Source organism: Methylomonas sp. (assembly GCF_023228165.1).
Classification (GTDB): domain Bacteria; phylum Pseudomonadota; class Gammaproteobacteria; order Methylococcales; family Methylomonadaceae; genus Methylomonas.
Genome location: NZ_JALOBS010000011.1, coordinates 85939 through 104935, shown reverse-complemented (window position 1 = coordinate 104935; position 18997 = coordinate 85939). Strand labels below are relative to the sequence as shown.

Below are 18997 nucleotides of genomic sequence, written 5' to 3'. Positions count from 1 at the left end.
CATTCAGCCTCATTTAAGGCGCAACTCCGGTTGGGTCTGGCGTTCGCCATTGTTGGCAAGTTTGATACGGTGGATTCCGGCCCAAATAATCATGCAATTCATCCACGGTTAAGTTGCGTCCGTCTTTTTGACAAAGCTTATCCAGCGCATTTTGTGGATCCGCAGCGTGCAATTGCACTCGACCATTACCTAACGCGGACGCCAATAGGGTTGGCTCGCCTTGGCTAAAGGCAACTCCCCACACTTCGGCACCATGAGTTATCCGGTCTATTTCTAGGCCAGTTGCGGTTTCTATGATTCTGCTTATTCTATCGATGCCGGCAGTGGCTAAAAATCTGCCGTTCGCACTAAAAGCAACGCTAGTCACCGCACCGCCCTGTTTAACTACGGCGACTAAATCACCCTTATCAAGGTTGATCAATTTTGCGGTATTGTCCACGCTGCCTGTCGCCAGCATGTTACCGTCCGGACTGAATGCAACGCTTAGCACGCTTCCGGCATGTACAAATCGGGCTTTTTCTATTCCGGTACTTAAATCGAATATTCTTGCCGTTCCATCTTCGCTGGCCGACGCCAAAAAACGCCCGTCGGGACTATAGGCCACCTGCGTAGCCGGTGCGTCAAGCCTTAAGGTTTGTGATGGTTGCCAAGTACGGGTATTGATTAAAGATACCGTACCGTCCTTGCTGGCAACAGCCAATTGTTGACCATCAAAGCTAAACACCACAAATCTGACTTCATCGGCACTATCTATTTGCTTTTTTACGTTACCGTTAGCCGTATCCAACACCCTTATCGTTTTATCCAGGCTGGCGGTGGCCAACCATCGGCTATCGGGGCTGAATGCTATCCCCCTCACCTCGGCTGTATGACGGACGGCGGCGATTTCTTCCGCGGTGGAAATGTTTATCAGCTTGGCCGTATTGTCTTTACTGGAGGTAGCCATGAAGCGCCCATCCCGGCTAAAGGCAACACCATACACGGTATCTTTATGCTGGAATGCCATTAATTGCCGGCCGGTCGTAACATCGTAGACTGTGGCGGTTTTGTCCTGGCTGGCCGCGGCCAAATACCGCCCATTCGGGTGAAAAGCCACCCCCATAATACTGTCATGTTGTTGGATTTTTATATCGTCTGGATAAATTCCGGTTTCGATACGGCGCACATGTTTGTCCATGCTCACGGTTGTCAGAAATCGGCTATCCGGGCTGAATACGATATTCCACACCGCGCCGCCGTGCATAACCCTTGTCAGCTCCTGCCATGTACCCGTTGCTATAAGCCGGGCACTCCCGTCCGGGCTGGAAATAGCCAGTAACAGCGAGTTTGGGCTGAATCTGACGCTATAAACATCGTCTCGACCGGTTAAGCGGGCAATTTCCTTACCACTGGAAATTTCAGTGATTTTAGCGGTATTATCGTCGCTGCCTGTCACCAACCAGCGACCGTCGGCACTAAAATCCAAACTGTTCACCACCTGATTATGCTCGATTTTTTTGAGTTCCTTGCCTGTCTCGGCATCGATGATATGGGCTAAATTATCCAGACTGACCGTCGCTATAAACCGGCCATCGGCACTAAAAATAATATGCGTAACGCCGGCACCATGATCGATCCTGAATAGCTCCTTACCGGATGAAATATCCAGCAGTCTGGTGGATTTATCCTCGCTGGCGGTGGCAAGGCGGCGACTATCGGGGCTGAAGGCGATATTGGAAACCGTCCCGCCATGTTGAAATCGTCGAAACTCCCTGCCTGTTAACACCTCAATCAAGCGCGCCGTACGATCCTTACCGGCCACTGCCAGAAAACCACCGTCGGGGCTAAAGCCGACCGCATTCACCTCGCCGTCCAGGGCAAGCTTAAACAGGGTTTTATGGCTTATAGTGTCGATTATCCTGACGTGCTTGTCGTTGCTAGCCGTGGCCATAATCCGCTCATTGGGACTAAAGGCGATGCTGTTAACCCAACCCTCATGTTGCAAGGAAAATATCTCCCTGCCGGTTGCCGTGTTGAATACACGTAGCTGTCGGTCTTCGCCGCCGCTCGCCAGCAGGCCGCCTTTGGGACTGATGGCAAGCGTAAGGATAGGTTGTTCATGAGCAATTCGATATGTGGGTAACATACGCAGCAATGTATAGGCGGCCGATGCCGCTGGCGCGTTAGGTTGAATACGCCAAGATTCAATCGCAAGTGCGGCTGCCCGCTCAACGATGCTATCGTCAGCCGCCGTATCGGCCAACCAGATTGCCTGAGCCGCCAGCTTCCCGGATTGCGTAACATTGCGCGATTGTTTGGCATCCCACCAATTCCACAAGCTCCAGGCAGCAGTCAACAGAAATATCAGCGCCAATACAACCGAAACCATGGCTCGGCGATTGGCTGCTTTTTCTCTTCGTTCGGCGTCCTTGCGCGCCTGTTCATCAAGTCTTTGTTTCTCCAACATTTGCCGTTGATCCCGGCTTTTACGTACCACCTCGGTCAATACGTCATGGATCAACTCTATCCGTTTAATGCCGCCCTGTTGCTCCCGGCGTAAAACCAGCAACCTTCTCTGTACCAGCGCATCCAAGCCATCCTTTGTAATGCCGGGGATTTCCAGGGCATTATCATAGGCTTCGCTGTTACGATAGCCGGAAACGGTCAGCAGCCTGTCCTCGATGAAGCTGCGCAACTCGGAGGATTGGTCTTGCAGGCAACGCCGGTAGAAATCCTCCAGGATCAGTTCCCGATTGCTGTCGACCAGCTGCGCCTCGATTCGCTGTGCCCGGTTCTTGAGTCTGCGTTCGTTAAGTTCCCGACACAACAAGCTCAATAAGGCTGGTTCGACGCATACATTCTCTAACCCAGCGAGTGTTTCTCCGCTTTGCTTGCCGGCCACTAAGCGGACGATGCTTTCTGCCACATCTTTTTTGAGCAAACGACCATCGGTCTGATTCACCACGTCCAAGGCTTGTTGACCGTTCATAGGGCGAAGCCGCATACGGTTATAGATTACCGAAGGCATCAACGGTCGCAATTCTTCCAGGTCGGCCAGATAGTCTTCCCGCAAGCTGAAAATCAGCTTAAAACGATGGCGACTAAAATCAAACTGTTTAGACCACTCCGAATCCGCATCCAAGCGCATTTTTACACTTTCAGGGCAACGGCCTTCAATCAGATCCGCAAGCTCTGAAAGGAAATCATCCACCTCGTTGAGTCGATGTGCATTTTCGCGGCCCAGCGTAAAGATTTCTTCAAACTGGTCGAAACACAGCATCGGCAGCGTGATGCGATTTCGGGTATCCCAAAACTCGGACTGTTGGCGATGGAAATATTCCCATAAGGTGTCGTTTTCCAGCCGAACTGGCGCCTCAATGGCATACGCCGTAACTTGCCTGTCCAAGGCGGTAAATACCTGCTGACGCAGCGGTAATGAATCATCGGAAAAATTCAGCCGGATAATCACGGGCAATATCAAATCTCGGCGTAACAGCGGAAACAGTCCCGCTTGCAATAACGAGCTTTTGCCCAAGCCGGAAACACCGCACAGCACGGTCAGTCGCTCACGATTGACTAGTCGATGCAGTTTCGTTATATCCCGTGCCCGACCCTTGAAAAACTCCGCCTCTTGTTCCTTAAACGCAGTCAGCCCTGGCCAGGGATGGTCTACGTCAACAAGTTCTGCTGCTTCTGCGGGTGCGGCGGCGATTTGCATGGCGACTATTCCGTATTGCGCCGGTAAGCCCGCTGCAAATTTTTAATTTCGGCTAAAAACTCCGCTCTACATTGGCCGTTTTGCAGGCGCTCCCAATGTAATTCGCGAATATAATCGTCCAGATTTGGATCGTCCGCAGGGGTATCATCTATGGCTAACGGCATGATGAAGCGCCGGTTATCCGGATAAAAATCGGTGCATTCTTGCGCGAATTTCCATTCGAACCTAAAAAAACGCCGCTCTTGCGTCAGAGTATTGCGGGAAATAATCGGCACAAATAGCGAGCATTGTTCGATGTTGGTTTTGATGCGGGTTTTAAAGTTATCACCAACCCGCAACGCGCTGGGATTTTTATCAAACCATACTTCAATACCGGCCTTTTCAAAGGCATTCTTGATAAACAAAACAGCCGCTTCGTCTTCATGCGCATAACTCAAAAATACCGCGCCACTACGCATCGACTTTGTTTCGTCCGCCTCGACATTGGCCTGATAGGGTTCCGTTTTTTCGACGGGGCGTACATGCTCTACCATTGCCTCAACAGGCTTGCCGTGGTCGGTGCCGGCAGGATGCGTCGCCATCCAGCGTTGGTATAACTCGTCAACAAATTCGATGGACTGCAACGGGAAAATTTTGGTGCGACTGCTGTAATGCAAAAGAAATTTGGCCAGATTTATTTCCTTGCGTATTTGGTCACCGACCAAAAAATCGGTTTTTTCCTTGGAAATAATCAAGCGGTGTCTATTGCCGATACGTACAAAAAAGCGCCCCAACCAATCAAATAATTGGCAACCAATCACCATCAGATCTTGCCTGACTAAGGCATCGAACAACAGCTTGGGGCGGGTATCCGCCGACTGCAATTCATGCATAAACTCTAGAATGTCTTCATCGGTAACCGCATAATCCGGTGCGGCGGTAAGTTTTCCGAATAAATGAAATACCGTAGTACCGACCAGTTTATCCATTTCTTCCGGCAAATCCTTGCTGGAACCGGGATAGAACTCTAACACCGTGGTGTTATCCTTACCTTCATAGCGAACTTGGTTAAGTGTTCTGACCAGATAGGGATCGAAACAGGTCGTCACAAATAACTTCAGAGGCCTGATTTTAGCTAGCTTAACCAGCGTTTCCGGCGGCTTAGCCGGCGACAATTCAGCTATGGTGCGTTTTAACGCGGGATAAATATCTTCTCGCTGCTGACCCAGAGCCAGATATCGGCAGGCGACAGCATTTAAGGTATCGTCCGCTTCCGGCGCAATTTGCAGGCGCTTTGCTAGTTGCTCCGCCAAATAGGTATATAACCGAGTTGATTTACCATCGATTTCAAGTATTAACAATTCCGGCCCGATGACAGGAATGACCCGGCCTTCCTCTATGAAGGCAATAAGTTGTTCCCATAGCCGCTCGATATTTGCTTCTATCATTTGCAAGCCCTGTCAGGTCGAATGCCGGGGTAGTTATCGACTTATAGTAAACCCATAGTGCGACTAATCAAGCCGTTAATGAAACCCTATTTGTGCTTCGGGCCGATCAAGACAATCACTGTTAGGCACGGAGCAGTTTAACCAGTAAAAGACTTGCCTATACCCGTAACGGCGTTACTCGGCCGCTACGCAGGAATTCCTGATAATCGGCCAGCACCTGGGCATGGTCGAAAGCCAGTTGCGCCGGCAGGTTATCGAACCTGAACAAAGCGGCGTTTTTGGCATCATCCGCGGCCTGGGGCATTCCGTGTGCCTGGCCGACATAGACCGCCGTGACGGTATGATTACGCGAATCGCGGGCGGGATCGGAATAAATCCCCAATAATGCTGTTAATTCGACCTCCAACCCGGTTTCTTCCTTTGCTTCACGGATAGCGGCGTGTTCCACCGTTTCACCGACATCGACAAAACCGCCCGGCACGGCCCAACCGTAAGGCGGAAAAGCGCGTTCGATCAAAACGAAAGGACGTTCCGGTATATCGATTAATTCAATCAAAATATCGGCGGCGAGCAAAGGGGTAATAGGCTTGGCCATGGAGGACCTCGTTCGGGAAAATAAAATTCCAGTGTAGTGGCAGACTTGATTTTAAACCAGCCATACCTCATAACATACAATGTAAAATCTAATTTTTAGGAGGGCTTATGACAATGCTTTACTACAGCCACGTCGATTTTCTGGCCCATGACACCGGTCCCGGACATCCTGAGAGCCCTGCTCGTCTGCGCGCTATTGAAACCGCATTAGGCGCCGTTAAGTTTCAGGGCATACGGCATGTCACGCCACCGATCCCGGACGATGTTGAAACCAAGCTGGCCTTGATTCATACATCCGCCATGATCGCACGCGTATTGGAAGGTATCCCCGCCGAGGGTTTAAGTTATTTTGACGCAGACACGGTCGCCTCGCCCGGTTCAAAGTCAGCCGCGCTGCGCGCAGTAGGCGCAGTCTGCGATGCGGTGGATAAACTCTGCACGGATCAGGCCCAGCAGGCATTCTGCGCCGTGCGCCCGCCCGGACATCATGCCATGCCCGGCTACCCCATGGGTTTCTGCCTGTTCAACAACATTGCTATTGCCGCAGAATATGCCCGTACCCGCTATGGTTTGGAACGTATCGCGATTGTGGATTTTGATGTGCACCACGGCAATGGCACCCAGGCAGCGTTTTATAGCCAACCGCAAGTGCTATACGCCTCCAGCCACCAATGGCCGCATTATCCGGGCAGTGGTCACCCATCCGAAAACGGGGTTGGCAATATTGTCAACGTCCCGCTGCCGACCGGCAGCGACGGCACGACTTTCCGAGCCAAATACACGGAAATCATTTTACCGGCCGTGCGTAAATTTAACCCGCAACTGATTCTTTTATCCGCGGGATTCGATGCGCATAAAGACGACCCCTTGGCCTCATTGCGACTAGTGGAAGACGATTATGCCTGGGTAACGCAGCAGTTGCGGGAGATTGCCGAGGCAACTTGTAACGGACGCATCATTTCCGCTTTGGAAGGTGGCTATGATTTACACGCCTTGCCGGCCAGCGTCGCCGCGCATGTCGGCAGCCTGGCCGCGGACTGAACGGGGGCGATTAAAACGCCCCCTGCTGTATTATTGCAAAACAGGAACGGTGTAGACGTAATCGTTATCTTTCATAGGCGTATGACAGGCGAAACATGTCGCGGACTTTTCCTTATCGTTCATCACCAGTTTATCGCCTTCCCAATGTCCAAAACCCCAGCCGCCGGTTTCGGCGAATTTCTTGCTGTCCTTGACCATGGCTTCAGCGCCGGCGAACTCGCCCGGCACCACGGCTTGCGGCCAGTTAGGGTGAGTTCTTTCCTTCCAACCGACTTTGGCGAAGATGGTTCCATCCGGCCACGGCTTGGTTTTGCCGGCTCGAGCCGCTTTGATAGCTATGTCGTTACCGAGAACGCTGCGCACCAGATGTTTATCCAATCGGTGAGACACACTCAGGGTTAACCAATCTTTATATTCTCCATGTACTGTTTTAGCGGGCTTATCGGCTGGTGTTTCAGCATGTAGCGCAGTCGCCAGCATAAAAGTGGTTGTTGCAAGCAGCCAGGCCGCGGTAGTGATTTTTTTCATGAGTACTCTCCTTATAAGCAATCAAGTAACTGAGTTAAGCCTATAGGATTTTAACCATTTGCTCCCTGACTCGCTAACACTAAATCGCCTGCTGCCCGCAAAATATTGTTTTCACTCGGTCTCTACGGTCATTTTAAGCCTAAAATGAACCCTTTAAACTTCGAAGACAATTTACGCGAAAAATTAATTCCGGCATCGCATCCGTTACAAAGCCTGCGTTACAGGGCATCTTTTACAGGACCATCGACCAGCCGTCCCGTAACACGAATTAAACAGATAAAGTCATGTATTGATTGACAAAATAAATAAAATTAAGGATTTAGTTATAAGCGTTATATTTACCTAAAACCTTAAGATCGCTACCGAATTAGCCGCCACTTAAAGTCTGCCGAAAATGATAATTTAATAAAATTGTCATTTATGCCATCGATAAAATCTATATGATGGTAGTGGGTTTAAACGAAATTATTTTGTTTAAACCCACTTAATTTTCCCTCAATCAGACTCAAAAATTTCTAATATTATGAATTTAATTAAAATATCAATGTTGGCTTTCATCATGGCAATTTCTGTTGGTGCAACCAGCAGCGTCGCTTACGCTGAAGAAGCCACCAGCTCAGTAGCGGGTGTTAGCGAAGTTATTTCACACATCGAAAATGCCTTGGAGCAAATTAGCAAAAGCGATTTCAGCGCTGCGCGCGGTCATATCAAATCTGCACGCACAGCATCGGAACAAATTTCCGGTCATGATGACGAAGTTAAGGCTGCGAATGCCTTAGTTATTCAAGGTCAAATAAAAGCCGGCAGAGGCAATGTTGCCGATTCAACAGCCGATTTAAATAAAGCCTTGAAAATATATAAAGCGCTGTAAAAACAAATCTTGAAATAGCAGAAACATCAACGCTTCCTCCGACTGGCGTTGCCGCCCGGGTTAAATCCTTTAACTCAACCGGTAACGCCCACATCCCCTCCTCGTGTTACCATTTCGCAAAATTTCTCGCACCAAACTGCAATGCACGAAGGAATCCGCCATGTCCGGCAACAATAATCGTTTACCCTACCTTCTATTTTGGATCTGCGTCGCTTTGATCGGCACCTTTGCTGTCGGCGGCATAGCCCTACAGCGCGGTGAAACCATCAACAGCATGTGGCTGGTGGTTGCGGCACTTTGCGTCTATGCGCTGGGATATCGATTTTACAGCGCCTTTATCGCAACCAAGGTGCTGATGCTTGATGCCGGCCGCGCCACCCCCGCCGAACGTTTTGACGATGGCCGCGATTTCATGCCGACCCACAAATGGGTGGTGTTCGGTCATCATTTTGCCGCGATTGCCGGCCCCGGCCCGCTGATCGGCCCCACGTTGGCCGCGCAATTCGGTTATCTGCCCGGCACCTTATGGATACTGATCGGCGCCGTACTTGGCGGCTGTGTGCAGGATTTCGTGACTTTATTTTTCTCGGTGCGCCGCGACGGCCGCTCGCTAGGGCAAATGGCCAAGGACGAACTCGGCCCCATCGGCGGTGCCGCCGCCATGCTGGGCGTGATGATGATCATGATTATTCTGATCGCGGTGCTGGGCCTGGTAGTGGTAAACGCCATGAAACACAGTCCATGGGCCACCTCAACCGTGGCGGCGACGATTCCGATTGCTGTACTGATGGGGATTTATTTACATCATCTGCGTCCGGGCCGCGTGCTGGAAGCCACCTTGATCGGCGTATCGATGTTGATTTTTGCCGTGGTTGGCGGCGGCTGGATAGACGAGCACCCAGTTTTGCGCGGCTGGTTCGACTACGACGCGCCGCAATTGGCGGTGATGGTGATATTGTATGGTTTTGCCGCCGCAGTATTACCGGTTTGGTTGCTACTGGCGCCGCGCGATTATCTATCCACTTTTATGAAACTGGGCACCATCGGCGCCTTGGCTATCGCCATCGTGGTGTTACGCCCCGAACTAAAAATGCCGGCGTTGACGCAGTTTATCGACGGCAGCGGGCCCATCTTCGGCGGCAAGCTGTTTCCGTTCGTGTTTATTACTATCGCCTGCGGCGCTATTTCCGGTTTTCACGCCCTAATTTCCTCCGGTACCACGCCCAAACTACTGGCTAACGAGCAGGATGCCCGTTTCATCGGCTACGGGGCGATGATGATGGAGTCCTTTGTGGCCATCATGGCCATGATAGCCGCCAGCGTGCTGGAACCAGGGGTGTTTTTCGCCATCAACAGTCCAGCGGGTATTGTCGGTGCGGAGGCTGTCGACGCCGTGGCCAAAATCAGCAGCTGGGGCTTTCCGGTTAGCGTTGAACAAATGCAGCATTTGGCGCACACCATGGGCGAATCGACTTTATTCGCCCGCACCGGCGGCGCGCCGTCTTTGGCGGTCGGCATGGCCAGCCTGTTTGCGCAAGTATTCGGCGAACATCTGCTGGCGGCCTGGTATCACTTTGCCATCATGTTCGAGGCACTGTTTATTCTGACCACGCTGGATGCGGGCACTCGTGTGGCCCGGTTTATGCTGCAGGATATGCTGGGTAATTTTAACTTGGATTTGGGTAAATCCAACAGCTATCCCAGCATCTTGCTGACCAGCGGCTTGGTGGTGTCTGCCTGGGGTTATTTTTTGTACATGGGTACCATAGACCCGTTGGGCGGCATTAATAGCCTATGGCCTTTGTTCGGCATCGCCAATCAAATGTTGGCGGCGATTGCCTTATGCGTCGGCAGCACCATTCTAGTGAAATCCGGCAAATTAAAATACGTCTGGGTCACAGCCCTACCCTTGTCCTGGTTGCTTATCATCACCACCAGCGCAGCCTGGGAAAAATTGTTTTCAACCGATTTAAGAGTCGGTTTTCTAGCCCATGCCGCCGACTTGTCCGACAAGTTAAGTAACGATTTGCTGACATCCGAACTAGCCGCAAAAGCCCCGCATCTGATTTTTAACGATTATCTCAATGCCGGGTTGACCGGCATCTTCATGCTGATCACTTGGCTGCTGTTGGGCGATACCTTGCGTATTATTTATTGTGTCGTTAGCGGTAGAAATTATCCGCAATCCAGTGAATCGGCGCATATTCCCAGCAGGCTGGTCGAGGACTGGGTACGGGATTAAACCCGCTTGCGTCGAACTTGCGAAAGCTGATGGACCCGGGTTTTGTCGCTATTTAGCCGAACCGCTCTGAATATGCTCAGGCTCGGTATTCTCGAATAGCAGCCCTATTTCTGAAAATAATTGGCTTAGTAACGATTCCGCATGCTCTAACTGAGGCTGCAGCAACGGGTGCTTTTCTCTGAGCGCCCGCTCCAGCTCGGACAAAATTTCCACCAGAGCGCGATGGGCGACGGATTGCACACTGCCTAATAATTTATGAATCATTTTAGTCGCGTTTTCGTAATCTTCCGCCTGATAATAGCTTTGAATTTGCTCCCAATCATGGCAATGTCTTTCCCGGAATAAGCCCAGCAGCTTGCGGTATATGGCTGAATTATTACCCGTCAGGAGGCGGGCTTGTCGACTATCTACACCGGTCAAATGCGGAAAACCTAATTCATCCTGAGCGATAATAGCTGCCGGCTCAACATTAGCATCGTCCCGAGGCTTGACCCAGCGAGCCAGCACTTGAAACAGTTGTGTCCAATCGACCGGTTTTCCGACATGATCGTTCATGCCGGCATCCAGGCAGCGTTGCCGGTCGGAGATCATTACATTTGCCGTCATCGCGATAATCGGTAAATTGGCGTAGCGAGGATTGCTTCTGATCGCGCGCGTCGCCGCATAACCATCCATCTCCGGCATCAGACAATCCATTAATACGGCTGAATAAGTTTTAAGCTCGATCATCCCAAGCGCTTCCAACCCATTGACCGCTAAGTCGGCCTGTATACCCTTGTTTGACAGCACCTCCAATAGCAACTCCTGATTGATGGGATTATCTTCAACCACTAACAAACAGGCGCTCTTAAGTGAGGCGATCACGGCAGGACTTGGGCCATCCTGGGGAACGGGTTTGACTTGGTCGGCCAACGCAATTTCCAACTCGATATTGAAATAAAAACAGCTGCCCTCGCCCTCTTCGCTGGAGACGCCGAGATTACCGCCCATGGCACTGATTAAATTTTTGCAAATCGATAATCCCAAACCCGTGCCGCCGTATTTTCGGGTAGTGGAATTATCGGCTTGATTGAAAGCTTCAAACAAATGGCTTTGTTGCAGCCTAGAGAGTCCGATGCCGCTATCTGTAACGCTGAAATGCAAGTTGGCTTTTTTATCAGTGGCCCGTAAACATTTAATACGCAGGGTTACCTGACCGACTTCGGTGAACTTGATGGCATTACTCAGTAAATTTAACAACACTTGTCCGAGCCGCAACGGATCACCCCAAAAAGCTGGCGGGACGGCTTTATCGACTTTAAAGTTGATATCTAATGATTTATTGCCCAATAAAGTAGGGGTGAGATCCTTTAAATATTGTAAAACCTCATCCAAATAAAACTCGGTATGCTCCAGGGTTAATTTACCGGCTTCCAACTTGGAATAATCCAAAATGTCATTAACGATACCGAGCAACCATTTGGAAGAGGTTTTGATCTTTTCCAGGTAATTTCGCTGCTTAGGATTTAATTCGGTTTCTAATGCCAATTCACTCATGCCAATGATGGCGTTCATCGGCGTACGAATTTCATGGCTCATATTAGCCAAAAATGCGCTCTTAATTTTCACGGCAGCCAATGCTTGCTGATGCATTTCAGACAGTTCTCTGGTGCGGTTGGTCACCTGAGTTTCGAGATTTTGCTGAATACGCCGCAATTGCCGCACCCGCCAATAATAGATGCTTAGCAATAAAGAAAAGAATGCAATCAACAACAAACCGCGAAACCAAACCGTCTGCCAGTAAGGTGGAATAATGGTGATGGGCAGCGTGAGCCCCATCTCATCCCAGACCCCGGCATTGTTGCTGGCCTTAAGATGAAACACATAGTGGCCGGGGTCTAAATTGGTATAAGTGGCGACTCGATTATTACTGTCGACTTCAATCCAGTTTTGATCGAAACCAGCCAATTTATAGGCATAGCGGTTTCGTGCGGGATCTGCGTAATGTAAGGCCGAAAAGTGTAAGGACAAGATTCTCGCGCGCCAGGGAAAGCTCAAATTCCTAGGTCGAGTAATGCTGCCTTCCAAACTGATATTGAGGTCATTTACATTCAAATCCAAGGTGCGATTATCGATATTGATCTCGGTAATCGCGGGATTGGGAAGTATGTTATTGGTGCGCAGCTGATAGGGATCGATAATGATGGCGCCGTCGGAAGTGCTGACATAGATCAATCCAACGTCGTCAATTACCATAGCGCCGGGTTCAATCCTGCTGGCAAAACCGACCGGAAAGGCATAATGCGTAAATTCAGCATTATCGGGGTTAAAACTTGAAATACCCTTGATGCCGGTGAACCATAGCAACCCCTGATCTCCGATCTGCAGGTTTTGAACCGACCCGTTACCTAAGCCGTTGTCGGCACCGAAATTTTGAAATTTGAAACCGGTTTCCGTTTCAATTGCTTGGCATATCCCGCGGCCCGTGGCCAGCCATACTCGGCCTTGCTTGTCCTCGATGACATTAAAAACCATATCGCTGGGTAAACTATTCTGGTCATTCGAGTCGAAATTGTAACCGTGAAATTGGCCGCTTTTCGGGTCGAACACGCTCAAACCGCCTCCTGCTATATAAGCGCCGCCTGACCACACTCTGCCCTTGCTATCAATAAAAAGGGTATTAACCGAATCATCGCCGAGACTGTTTTGATTGTTTTCATCATGCCTAAAGTGTCTTTTTATGCCCTTTAGCGGATCATATTCAATCAGCCCGCCTCCGGTACCCAGCCATAACATCCCGTCCCGCCCGGGTACGATTTTATTGACAAAATTATTAGCTGTATCCCCTAAATCGATAATCTGAATGTCCTGGTTTTTTTCGTTAAATCGAATCAGACCGTTCCGGGTACCTAACCATAACAAACCATTCGGCTGCGGATAAACTTCATACACCATCCCGATCGGAGTACGTCCTTTCTGCTTGGGCGCTGTTATTAATTTTCTTAAAATTTGCCGGCGGGTGTTGTCGACCAACAAGGCCCCCTCCCACGTACCCAACCATAGTTGATGCGTATTGTTAACAGCGATGGACCGAATGGCATTATTAACTCCATCATCGGCATCTTTTAAGGCTCTAGGTGTGAGTTTGCCAAAACCGCCGCTGGTAAAATCAATTCGACTCATGCCATTGGTTGTGGCAATAAAAAGGCTGCCGGAATGATCGGCCAACAACGCTTTTACGATATTGCCCGCCAAGCTGGTGGGGTCTTCCAGTCTTTGTTGATAAAGGTCAAAGCCTTGCAGGTGACTATTCCAACGTAACAGCCCCTTGGCAGTCGCCACCCAAACAGTTCCGTTCGAATCTTCGGCAAACTGATTAATCCTTGCGTCCCCCGTTGTGGCAGGCAGCGGCAACTTTTTCCTATTGGCCCAATCATCACCGAATTGCCAGGTAAACACCCCCGCTTCAGTACCCAGCCACAAGCGCTGGGTACTATCGAAAAACAATGTTTTAATATTGTTTTCCAAGGTTAATTTATTATCGCTGCTGATTTGAAAATGTTGAAATTGCTGGCTGTTAGGTGGGAGATAATCGAGTCCGGAAGGCCACGTGCCTATCCACAATCCGCCTTGCGGATCCATGACGAGTGTTTCGATATTGTTAACCGACAAACTATCTGGCTGCCGCGGATCGTGCCTATAAATTTTCGATTGGCCCGTCTTCGGATTAAAATGTCTAAGCCCACCTCGCGTGGCTAACCACAACCCATTTCTACCATCGGAAATGATATTACGAATATTGCCGGCTTCTCTATGGTCCGGTTCGGCTTCAGCCTTTATGATCGTTTTAAATAGTTCTGTTTCCGGTTCAAAAACCGTCATGCCGTCTCGCGAACCGATCCAAATTCGCTGCTGCCGGTCTTCAAATAAACTGGTAATGGCATCGAATTGCAAGGCGCCGGGAACATTAGGGGCCTTTTTGTACAGCTTCGCATCGTATCCGTCATAGCGTTGTAGTTGGGCATAGCTGGCCATCCAAATAAAACCTTGTTTATCCTGGATCATGGATGAAATTGCGCTTGCGTCCGGAATACCCGCTTCCTTAATAAATATCTCGGCTGCGGTTGCATGTCCGCTCGGCAAACACGTGGCAAGGCTACCCAGCAATATCGCAAGCCAATATTGCACAAAGATTAGATGGATACTACGCAACATGAAAGACTAATTATTGAAATCAAAAGTCGGTAGACAGCGTGACACTAAAACTGCGAGGCGCTCCAACATAGTACGAGGGGTTTTGCGATGCCGTAACAGTAAAGGAACTGCCGCTAGCAGCGGTCAAATTCAGATAATCTTCATCCAGCAAATTGTAAACGTTAAACTTCACCATGGGATCGCGGAACCAGCCCGTAGAGGGCAAACGATAACTGGAGTCGAAACTAACCAAAGTATAACCGCTTAATGACTCATCATTCACCAAAGTGGCGTATCTGTGGCCGGTGTACTTCGCCGATAAATTAGCCGACCACGGCCCATTGCGGTATTGCAAGGCGGCACCGGCCAAATATTCAGGCACATCGGGAAATGCTTTGCCTGCTGTCAACAGTGTAACCACCGGCCCATTTGTGGTTAGCTGTGTCTGCAGGTTTTGCTCCATTCTGTTATGCGTATAAGAAAACGAACCGTAGATACTCCAGTTGGGTAAAAACCGCCAAGCCGACTCCAACTCTATGCCTTTAGTAGTTGAATCGCCGACATTGTAATTAGTCCGGATATCGTTGAGGGGGTCGTATGCCAAGGCAATACGATTACGGTAATCAATATAAAACAAGGTGGCGGTTAACGATAAATCATTCTGGTAATAACGGTAACCCAACTCCCAATTGGTCGATAGTTCCTCTTTCACGTTTACAGCCTTCACCTTTGTATTCGGGGCAAATGAACTGTAAAACACCGAGTCAGGAGGTATTTTGAAATTTTCAGCACGGTTGGCGAAAATTTGTTGTTGATCGTCTAGCTGATAACGTATCCCTACGTTGGGCAAAGGCCTTGCATAACCAGCTTTCGCGCTTCCGTTATTCGGATAAGACTCACTCGCATAATTATTAAAATCGCGTTGCACGGTCATGTATCTTAAGCCTAACGACACCAACAAATCGTTATTCAAAATACTGATATCATCCTGGGCAAAAAATGACTGGGAGGTAGTTTCAGTCAGCATATTACGGTTTTGATAAACGGATCCGTCCTGTCGCAATATGAATTGCGAGGAATCCTCCAGCCAGGGGTCGGCGGCATTGCCGGCGGCATCGAAACGCACGGCCGGCATGGTGCGGCGGTGATGCGAATAGTCGAACCAGTAACCCGCCATCAATTTATGATTGGCCAATTGGCTGTGTAAGCGGGCCGTCACGCCCGGGCGCTGGGTTTCGGTTAAAAAACCACTATAAACCAAGACTGTATCCGTTATATCACCGTCGCCGTTGATATCACCCGCTTTTAAAGGGGGAACTCCTTCACTAAGGGCTCTTAACTCATCCCCACCGGTTCCGTAACCATAATTGTAATAAGGATCGATATCCAGCTTTAAATTCGGCATCAGCTCAAAGCGGCCTTGCAACGTCGCCAGATAATTACGGTAGGGATTGACGCTGAGGTTATAGAAACGATCACTAGGTATACTGCCATTCGGATTAGGTGGGATTATGCCGTAATCGGCATTGCGGCCTAGCGTTTGTATTTGCTGTTTGTTTAAGGTTCTAAAATTATTATTAAATAACTCGTTATATAAAAAACCGCCTGTAATGCTGTTGCCCGGCGACAGGTTCAGTACGCCTTTAAAATCCAGGTGTTCGCGATCGGCGCTGCCGTAGCCCTTGAATTTGTCGGCCTCGGCTTTGGAAACGGATAAAAAAGCCTTAAAGCGTTTATCGCCTAAATAACCGGTATCGGCGCGTAAAAAGGTTTTATAGGCGTTGAAGGCGCCATAAGTTTGCTGCACCCGAAAACGGGCCTGATCGGTCGGGTTTGAGGTACGCATGCCTATCGAACCGCCGGTAGCGCCGGTCATCGGCGTATCGGTATTGTTACCGCCTTGAATGACTTCAATCTGTTCCAGATTTTCCAAATCGACCAGTTCGGAAGGATATACGGCAAAATTGCCGGCGTCATTCATAGGCGCGCCGTCGATACTAACGCCGATCTGATCGCTGTTAAAGCCGCGCATGCGTATGTTGCCGCCGAATAACCCCGTGGCGTCATAACTGTAGGTGTTGACACCAGGCACCATATCCATGGCCTGATAAATATTGTTTTGGCTATTTTTTTGTTCAATCGCCGGCCGCGCTATTACACTGGCGGCCTGCGGCGCATTCTGCGGCGTCACCAGACCATTACCGGGCACCGCCACACCTTCTACAACCAACTTGTCCAAAACGACCGAATCATCGGCTAACGCGGGTGCGGCGCAAACCAGTAACAGGTATTTGGAAAACAATAGATATGGACCTGCATTGTGACCGGCAGTATTTTTCATGTTTAAAATTTCGATGCAATGGATGACCTTATTATAAAGCTGCTTAAGCAACAACGAAATTGCCGTCATACCCGCCTGGAAGCGGATCGATTGCATGGCCGCAGGAGCTAGAATCCAGCGCCATGGAAGGGCAAACTTCGATCCGTTCGAAGCCTGGATTCGCTTCGCGGTCTACGGCTCCGGCAATCTGGGCCGGAAAGACGGTCAGGCATGAGTGCTTTACCATTCGCTGCTTGCTAATCAGGATGGATGATCAATGTCGGGCGCCCTGCAAGCCGCCTGTATGCAAAACCACAATTCGCTGTCCAGTCTTGAAATAGCCTTTTTGTAACAAATCAAATACTGCATAAAGCAGTTTTCCAGTATAGACCGGCTCTAAAGTTATGCTGTGTGATGCGTAAAATTGTCGCACAAATTGCTCTAAATCGGCGGTGGATTTGGCAAATCCGCCGAAATGATAATCCTGGATAATTTGCCAATTAGTATAGATCTGATTTTGAGATAGCAACTGTTTAACTTCGCGATTCAGAAATCCCGCCCCCTTCAAGGCGGCGACACCTGTTACCCGGCAATGAACAGGCGCCGCGGCGATCAATCCCGCCAAGGTAGTCCCGGTACCGCAAGCTACGAATAGGTGTTCGAAATCGATAGGCATCTCGGCAACAATTTCGGACACGCCTTTTAACGCCAACGCACTCGCACCGCCTTCAGGCAGCCAATACTGGTTTGACGATAAATCCGCCATATCGCTATCTTTATAGGCGCGGAGCATTCGATAATCGCCGCGGGACACAAAACGTAACTCCATGCCCCATTGACTTAGATCCTGTAAGGTCCGATTGAATATTTTCGGCTGTTCGCCACGCACATAACCAATGGTTTGCAAACCCAGACTTTTACCTGCGAAAGCCAAAGCATGCAGATGATTGGAATACGCTCCACCCATGCTAACCAGGGTGTCTGCGCCCTTAACCAACGCGTCGTTAAGCGGATATTTCAATTTGCGCCATTTGTTGCCCGAGATAATCGGGTGTAACAAATCATCTCGTTTGAGCCATAACCGTATCCGCAAGTCGGATAACTTTGGATCGATAATGGGCGATAAGGTCGAGACCCCAAGACTATTTTCCAAGGCCCGTAAGCGCGGATGCAATAAGGTCATTCCCAGGCCTGCTTGATCGCCCAGGCAATGTCCGCCGCCTGCCGGTTGGCTTTGATATCGTGCACTCTGAACATCGTTACACCCGCCATAACCCCCAGCGCCGTCGTGACAGCGGTCGCAGTCACCAATTCATCCGGCTCGGAAACGTTACAGATACTGCCCATAAAGCGTTTACGACTGGTACCCAACAACACCGGATATCCCAAGCCAACAAACTGATTTAGACTCGCCAACAAAGCGAGATTGTCCTGTTTACGTTTACCGAAACCGATACCCGGATCGATAGCAATCAGATCGGCTTTGATTCCGGCAGTCAGTGCCGCATCGATGCGTTGCTGTAAATGGGTTTTAACGTCGAATACCACATCGGAATAATAGGGGGCATCCTGCATGGTTTTAGGCGCGCCTTGCTTGTGCATCAATATGATGGGACACGTATTGGCGGCTGCAATCGCGAACATATCTTCGTCATCCAGTCCGGCGGAAATATCGTTGATAATAACCGCACCTGCTTGCAAAGCGGCGGCGGCCACCTTACTCAGCGTAGTATCGATGCTGATCGGCAGCGCGGGAAAACCGGCATGAATGGCTTTGACGACAGGCACCACCCGTTGAATCTGCTCCTCCGCCGATACGGCATCCGAGCCGGGACGAGTCGACTCGCCTCCTACATCGACTATATCCACCCCCTCCCGCAGCATCAATTCAACCTGCCTCAGGGCAGCGTCAAGTGTGTTATATCGACCGCCATCGGAAAAACTATCTGGGGTAACATTCAGTATACCCATGAGTTGCGGAGCACAATTTAAGTTGAACATTGAAAACTATAACCGAGTGCGAAATACGTTAGAAAATGGGCTGCCAATACTATTGAGCTTAAAAAATCAGCTAAGCTTAGGCTGATAATTTTATCTCAGGCGG

General features: G+C 49.8%; 11 protein-coding genes. 3 read left to right on the top strand and 8 right to left on the bottom strand.

Annotated elements, in window-relative coordinates; genetic code table 11:
* Window positions 1-13: 13 nt before the first annotated feature.
* The 3 genes from M0R33_RS10220 to M0R33_RS10210 form a co-directional block, all read right to left on the bottom strand.
* Entirely contained in the window at window positions 14-3697 is a 3684-nt protein-coding gene (locus tag M0R33_RS10220) for a hypothetical protein (protein ID WP_292568423.1), read from the bottom strand.
* Window positions 3698-3702: 5 nt separating this feature from the next.
* Window positions 3703-5124, bottom strand: a complete 1422-nt coding sequence (locus tag M0R33_RS10215) for a toll/interleukin-1 receptor domain-containing protein (RefSeq protein ID WP_292568421.1) — start codon at window positions 5122-5124, stop codon at window positions 3703-3705.
* A gap of 157 nt (window positions 5125-5281) precedes the next feature.
* A complete protein-coding gene (locus tag M0R33_RS10210) occupies window positions 5282-5719 on the bottom strand; it encodes an NUDIX hydrolase (RefSeq protein WP_292568420.1) in 438 nt (145 codons plus the stop codon).
* 107 nt (window positions 5720-5826) lie between these two features.
* Here M0R33_RS10210 and M0R33_RS10205 point away from each other — a divergent pair, with 107 nt between their 5' ends.
* The gene (locus M0R33_RS10205; RefSeq protein WP_292568418.1) at window positions 5827-6759 is read left to right on the top strand and encodes a histone deacetylase family protein; all 933 of its coding nucleotides are present in this window, start codon (window positions 5827-5829) and stop codon (window positions 6757-6759) included.
* Window positions 6760-6789: 30 nt separating this feature from the next.
* On the opposite strand, the gene M0R33_RS10200 is transcribed toward M0R33_RS10205, so the two are convergent.
* The gene (locus tag M0R33_RS10200; protein WP_292568416.1) at window positions 6790-7287 is read right to left on the bottom strand and encodes a cytochrome P460 family protein; all 498 of its coding nucleotides are present in this window, start codon (window positions 7285-7287) and stop codon (window positions 6790-6792) included.
* Window positions 7288-7810: 523 nt separating this feature from the next.
* On the opposite strand from M0R33_RS10200, the gene M0R33_RS10195 reads away from it, so the two are divergent.
* Both M0R33_RS10195 and M0R33_RS10190 read left to right on the top strand, forming a co-directional pair.
* Entirely contained in the window at window positions 7811-8158 is a 348-nt protein-coding gene (locus M0R33_RS10195; protein ID WP_292568414.1) for a hypothetical protein, read from the top strand.
* A 160-nt stretch (window positions 8159-8318) separates the two neighbouring features.
* A complete protein-coding gene (locus tag M0R33_RS10190; RefSeq protein WP_292568412.1) occupies window positions 8319-10400 on the top strand; it encodes a carbon starvation CstA family protein in 2082 nt (693 codons plus the stop codon).
* A gap of 48 nt (window positions 10401-10448) precedes the next feature.
* Here the strand turns inward: M0R33_RS10190 and M0R33_RS10185 are convergent, their stop codons facing one another.
* The 4 genes from M0R33_RS10185 to folP all read right to left on the bottom strand — a co-directional run bounded on the left by M0R33_RS10185 (window position 10449) and on the right by folP (window position 18894).
* Entirely contained in the window at window positions 10449-14567 is a 4119-nt protein-coding gene (locus M0R33_RS10185; protein WP_292568410.1) for a hybrid sensor histidine kinase/response regulator, read from the bottom strand.
* 46 nt (window positions 14568-14613) lie between these two features.
* Entirely contained in the window at window positions 14614-16914 is a 2301-nt protein-coding gene (locus tag M0R33_RS10180; RefSeq protein ID WP_292568408.1) for a TonB-dependent receptor, read from the bottom strand.
* Window positions 16915-17167: 253 nt separating this feature from the next.
* Window positions 17168-18076: a pyridoxal-phosphate dependent enzyme gene (locus M0R33_RS10175; RefSeq protein ID WP_292568406.1), complete on the bottom strand. Its 909-nt coding sequence runs from the start codon at window positions 18074-18076 to the stop codon at window positions 17168-17170.
* Window positions 18073-18894, bottom strand: coding sequence for a dihydropteroate synthase (gene folP, locus M0R33_RS10170; protein WP_292568404.1), 822 nt, complete (start codon window positions 18892-18894; stop codon window positions 18073-18075). Before folP ends, M0R33_RS10175 begins: the two co-directional genes overlap by 4 nt.
* Window positions 18895-18997 lie beyond the last annotated feature (103 nt).

Bases quoted from the DNA above. Each gene is read 5' to 3' on its own strand.
- M0R33_RS10215 (WP_292568421.1), bottom strand. From the start codon at position 5,124: ATGATAGAAGCAAATATCGAGCGGCTATGGGAACAACTTATTGCCTTC.
- M0R33_RS10195 (WP_292568414.1), top strand. From the start codon at position 7,811: ATGAATTTAATTAAAATATCAATGTTGGCTTTCATCATGGCAATTTCT.
- M0R33_RS10200 (WP_292568416.1), bottom strand. From the start codon at position 7,287: ATGAAAAAAATCACTACCGCGGCCTGGCTGCTTGCAACAACCACTTTT.
- M0R33_RS10180 (WP_292568408.1), bottom strand. From the start codon at position 16,914: ATGAAAAATACTGCCGGTCACAATGCAGGTCCATATCTATTGTTTTCC.
- folP (WP_292568404.1), bottom strand. From the start codon at position 18,894: ATGTTCAACTTAAATTGTGCTCCGCAACTCATGGGTATACTGAATGTT.
- M0R33_RS10220 (WP_292568423.1), bottom strand. From the start codon at position 3,697: ATGCAAATCGCCGCCGCACCCGCAGAAGCAGCAGAACTTGTTGACGTA.
- M0R33_RS10190 (WP_292568412.1), top strand. From the start codon at position 8,319: ATGTCCGGCAACAATAATCGTTTACCCTACCTTCTATTTTGGATCTGC.
- M0R33_RS10175 (WP_292568406.1), bottom strand. From the start codon at position 18,076: ATGACCTTATTGCATCCGCGCTTACGGGCCTTGGAAAATAGTCTTGGG.
- M0R33_RS10210 (WP_292568420.1), bottom strand. From the start codon at position 5,719: ATGGCCAAGCCTATTACCCCTTTGCTCGCCGCCGATATTTTGATTGAA.
- M0R33_RS10205 (WP_292568418.1), top strand. From the start codon at position 5,827: ATGACAATGCTTTACTACAGCCACGTCGATTTTCTGGCCCATGACACC.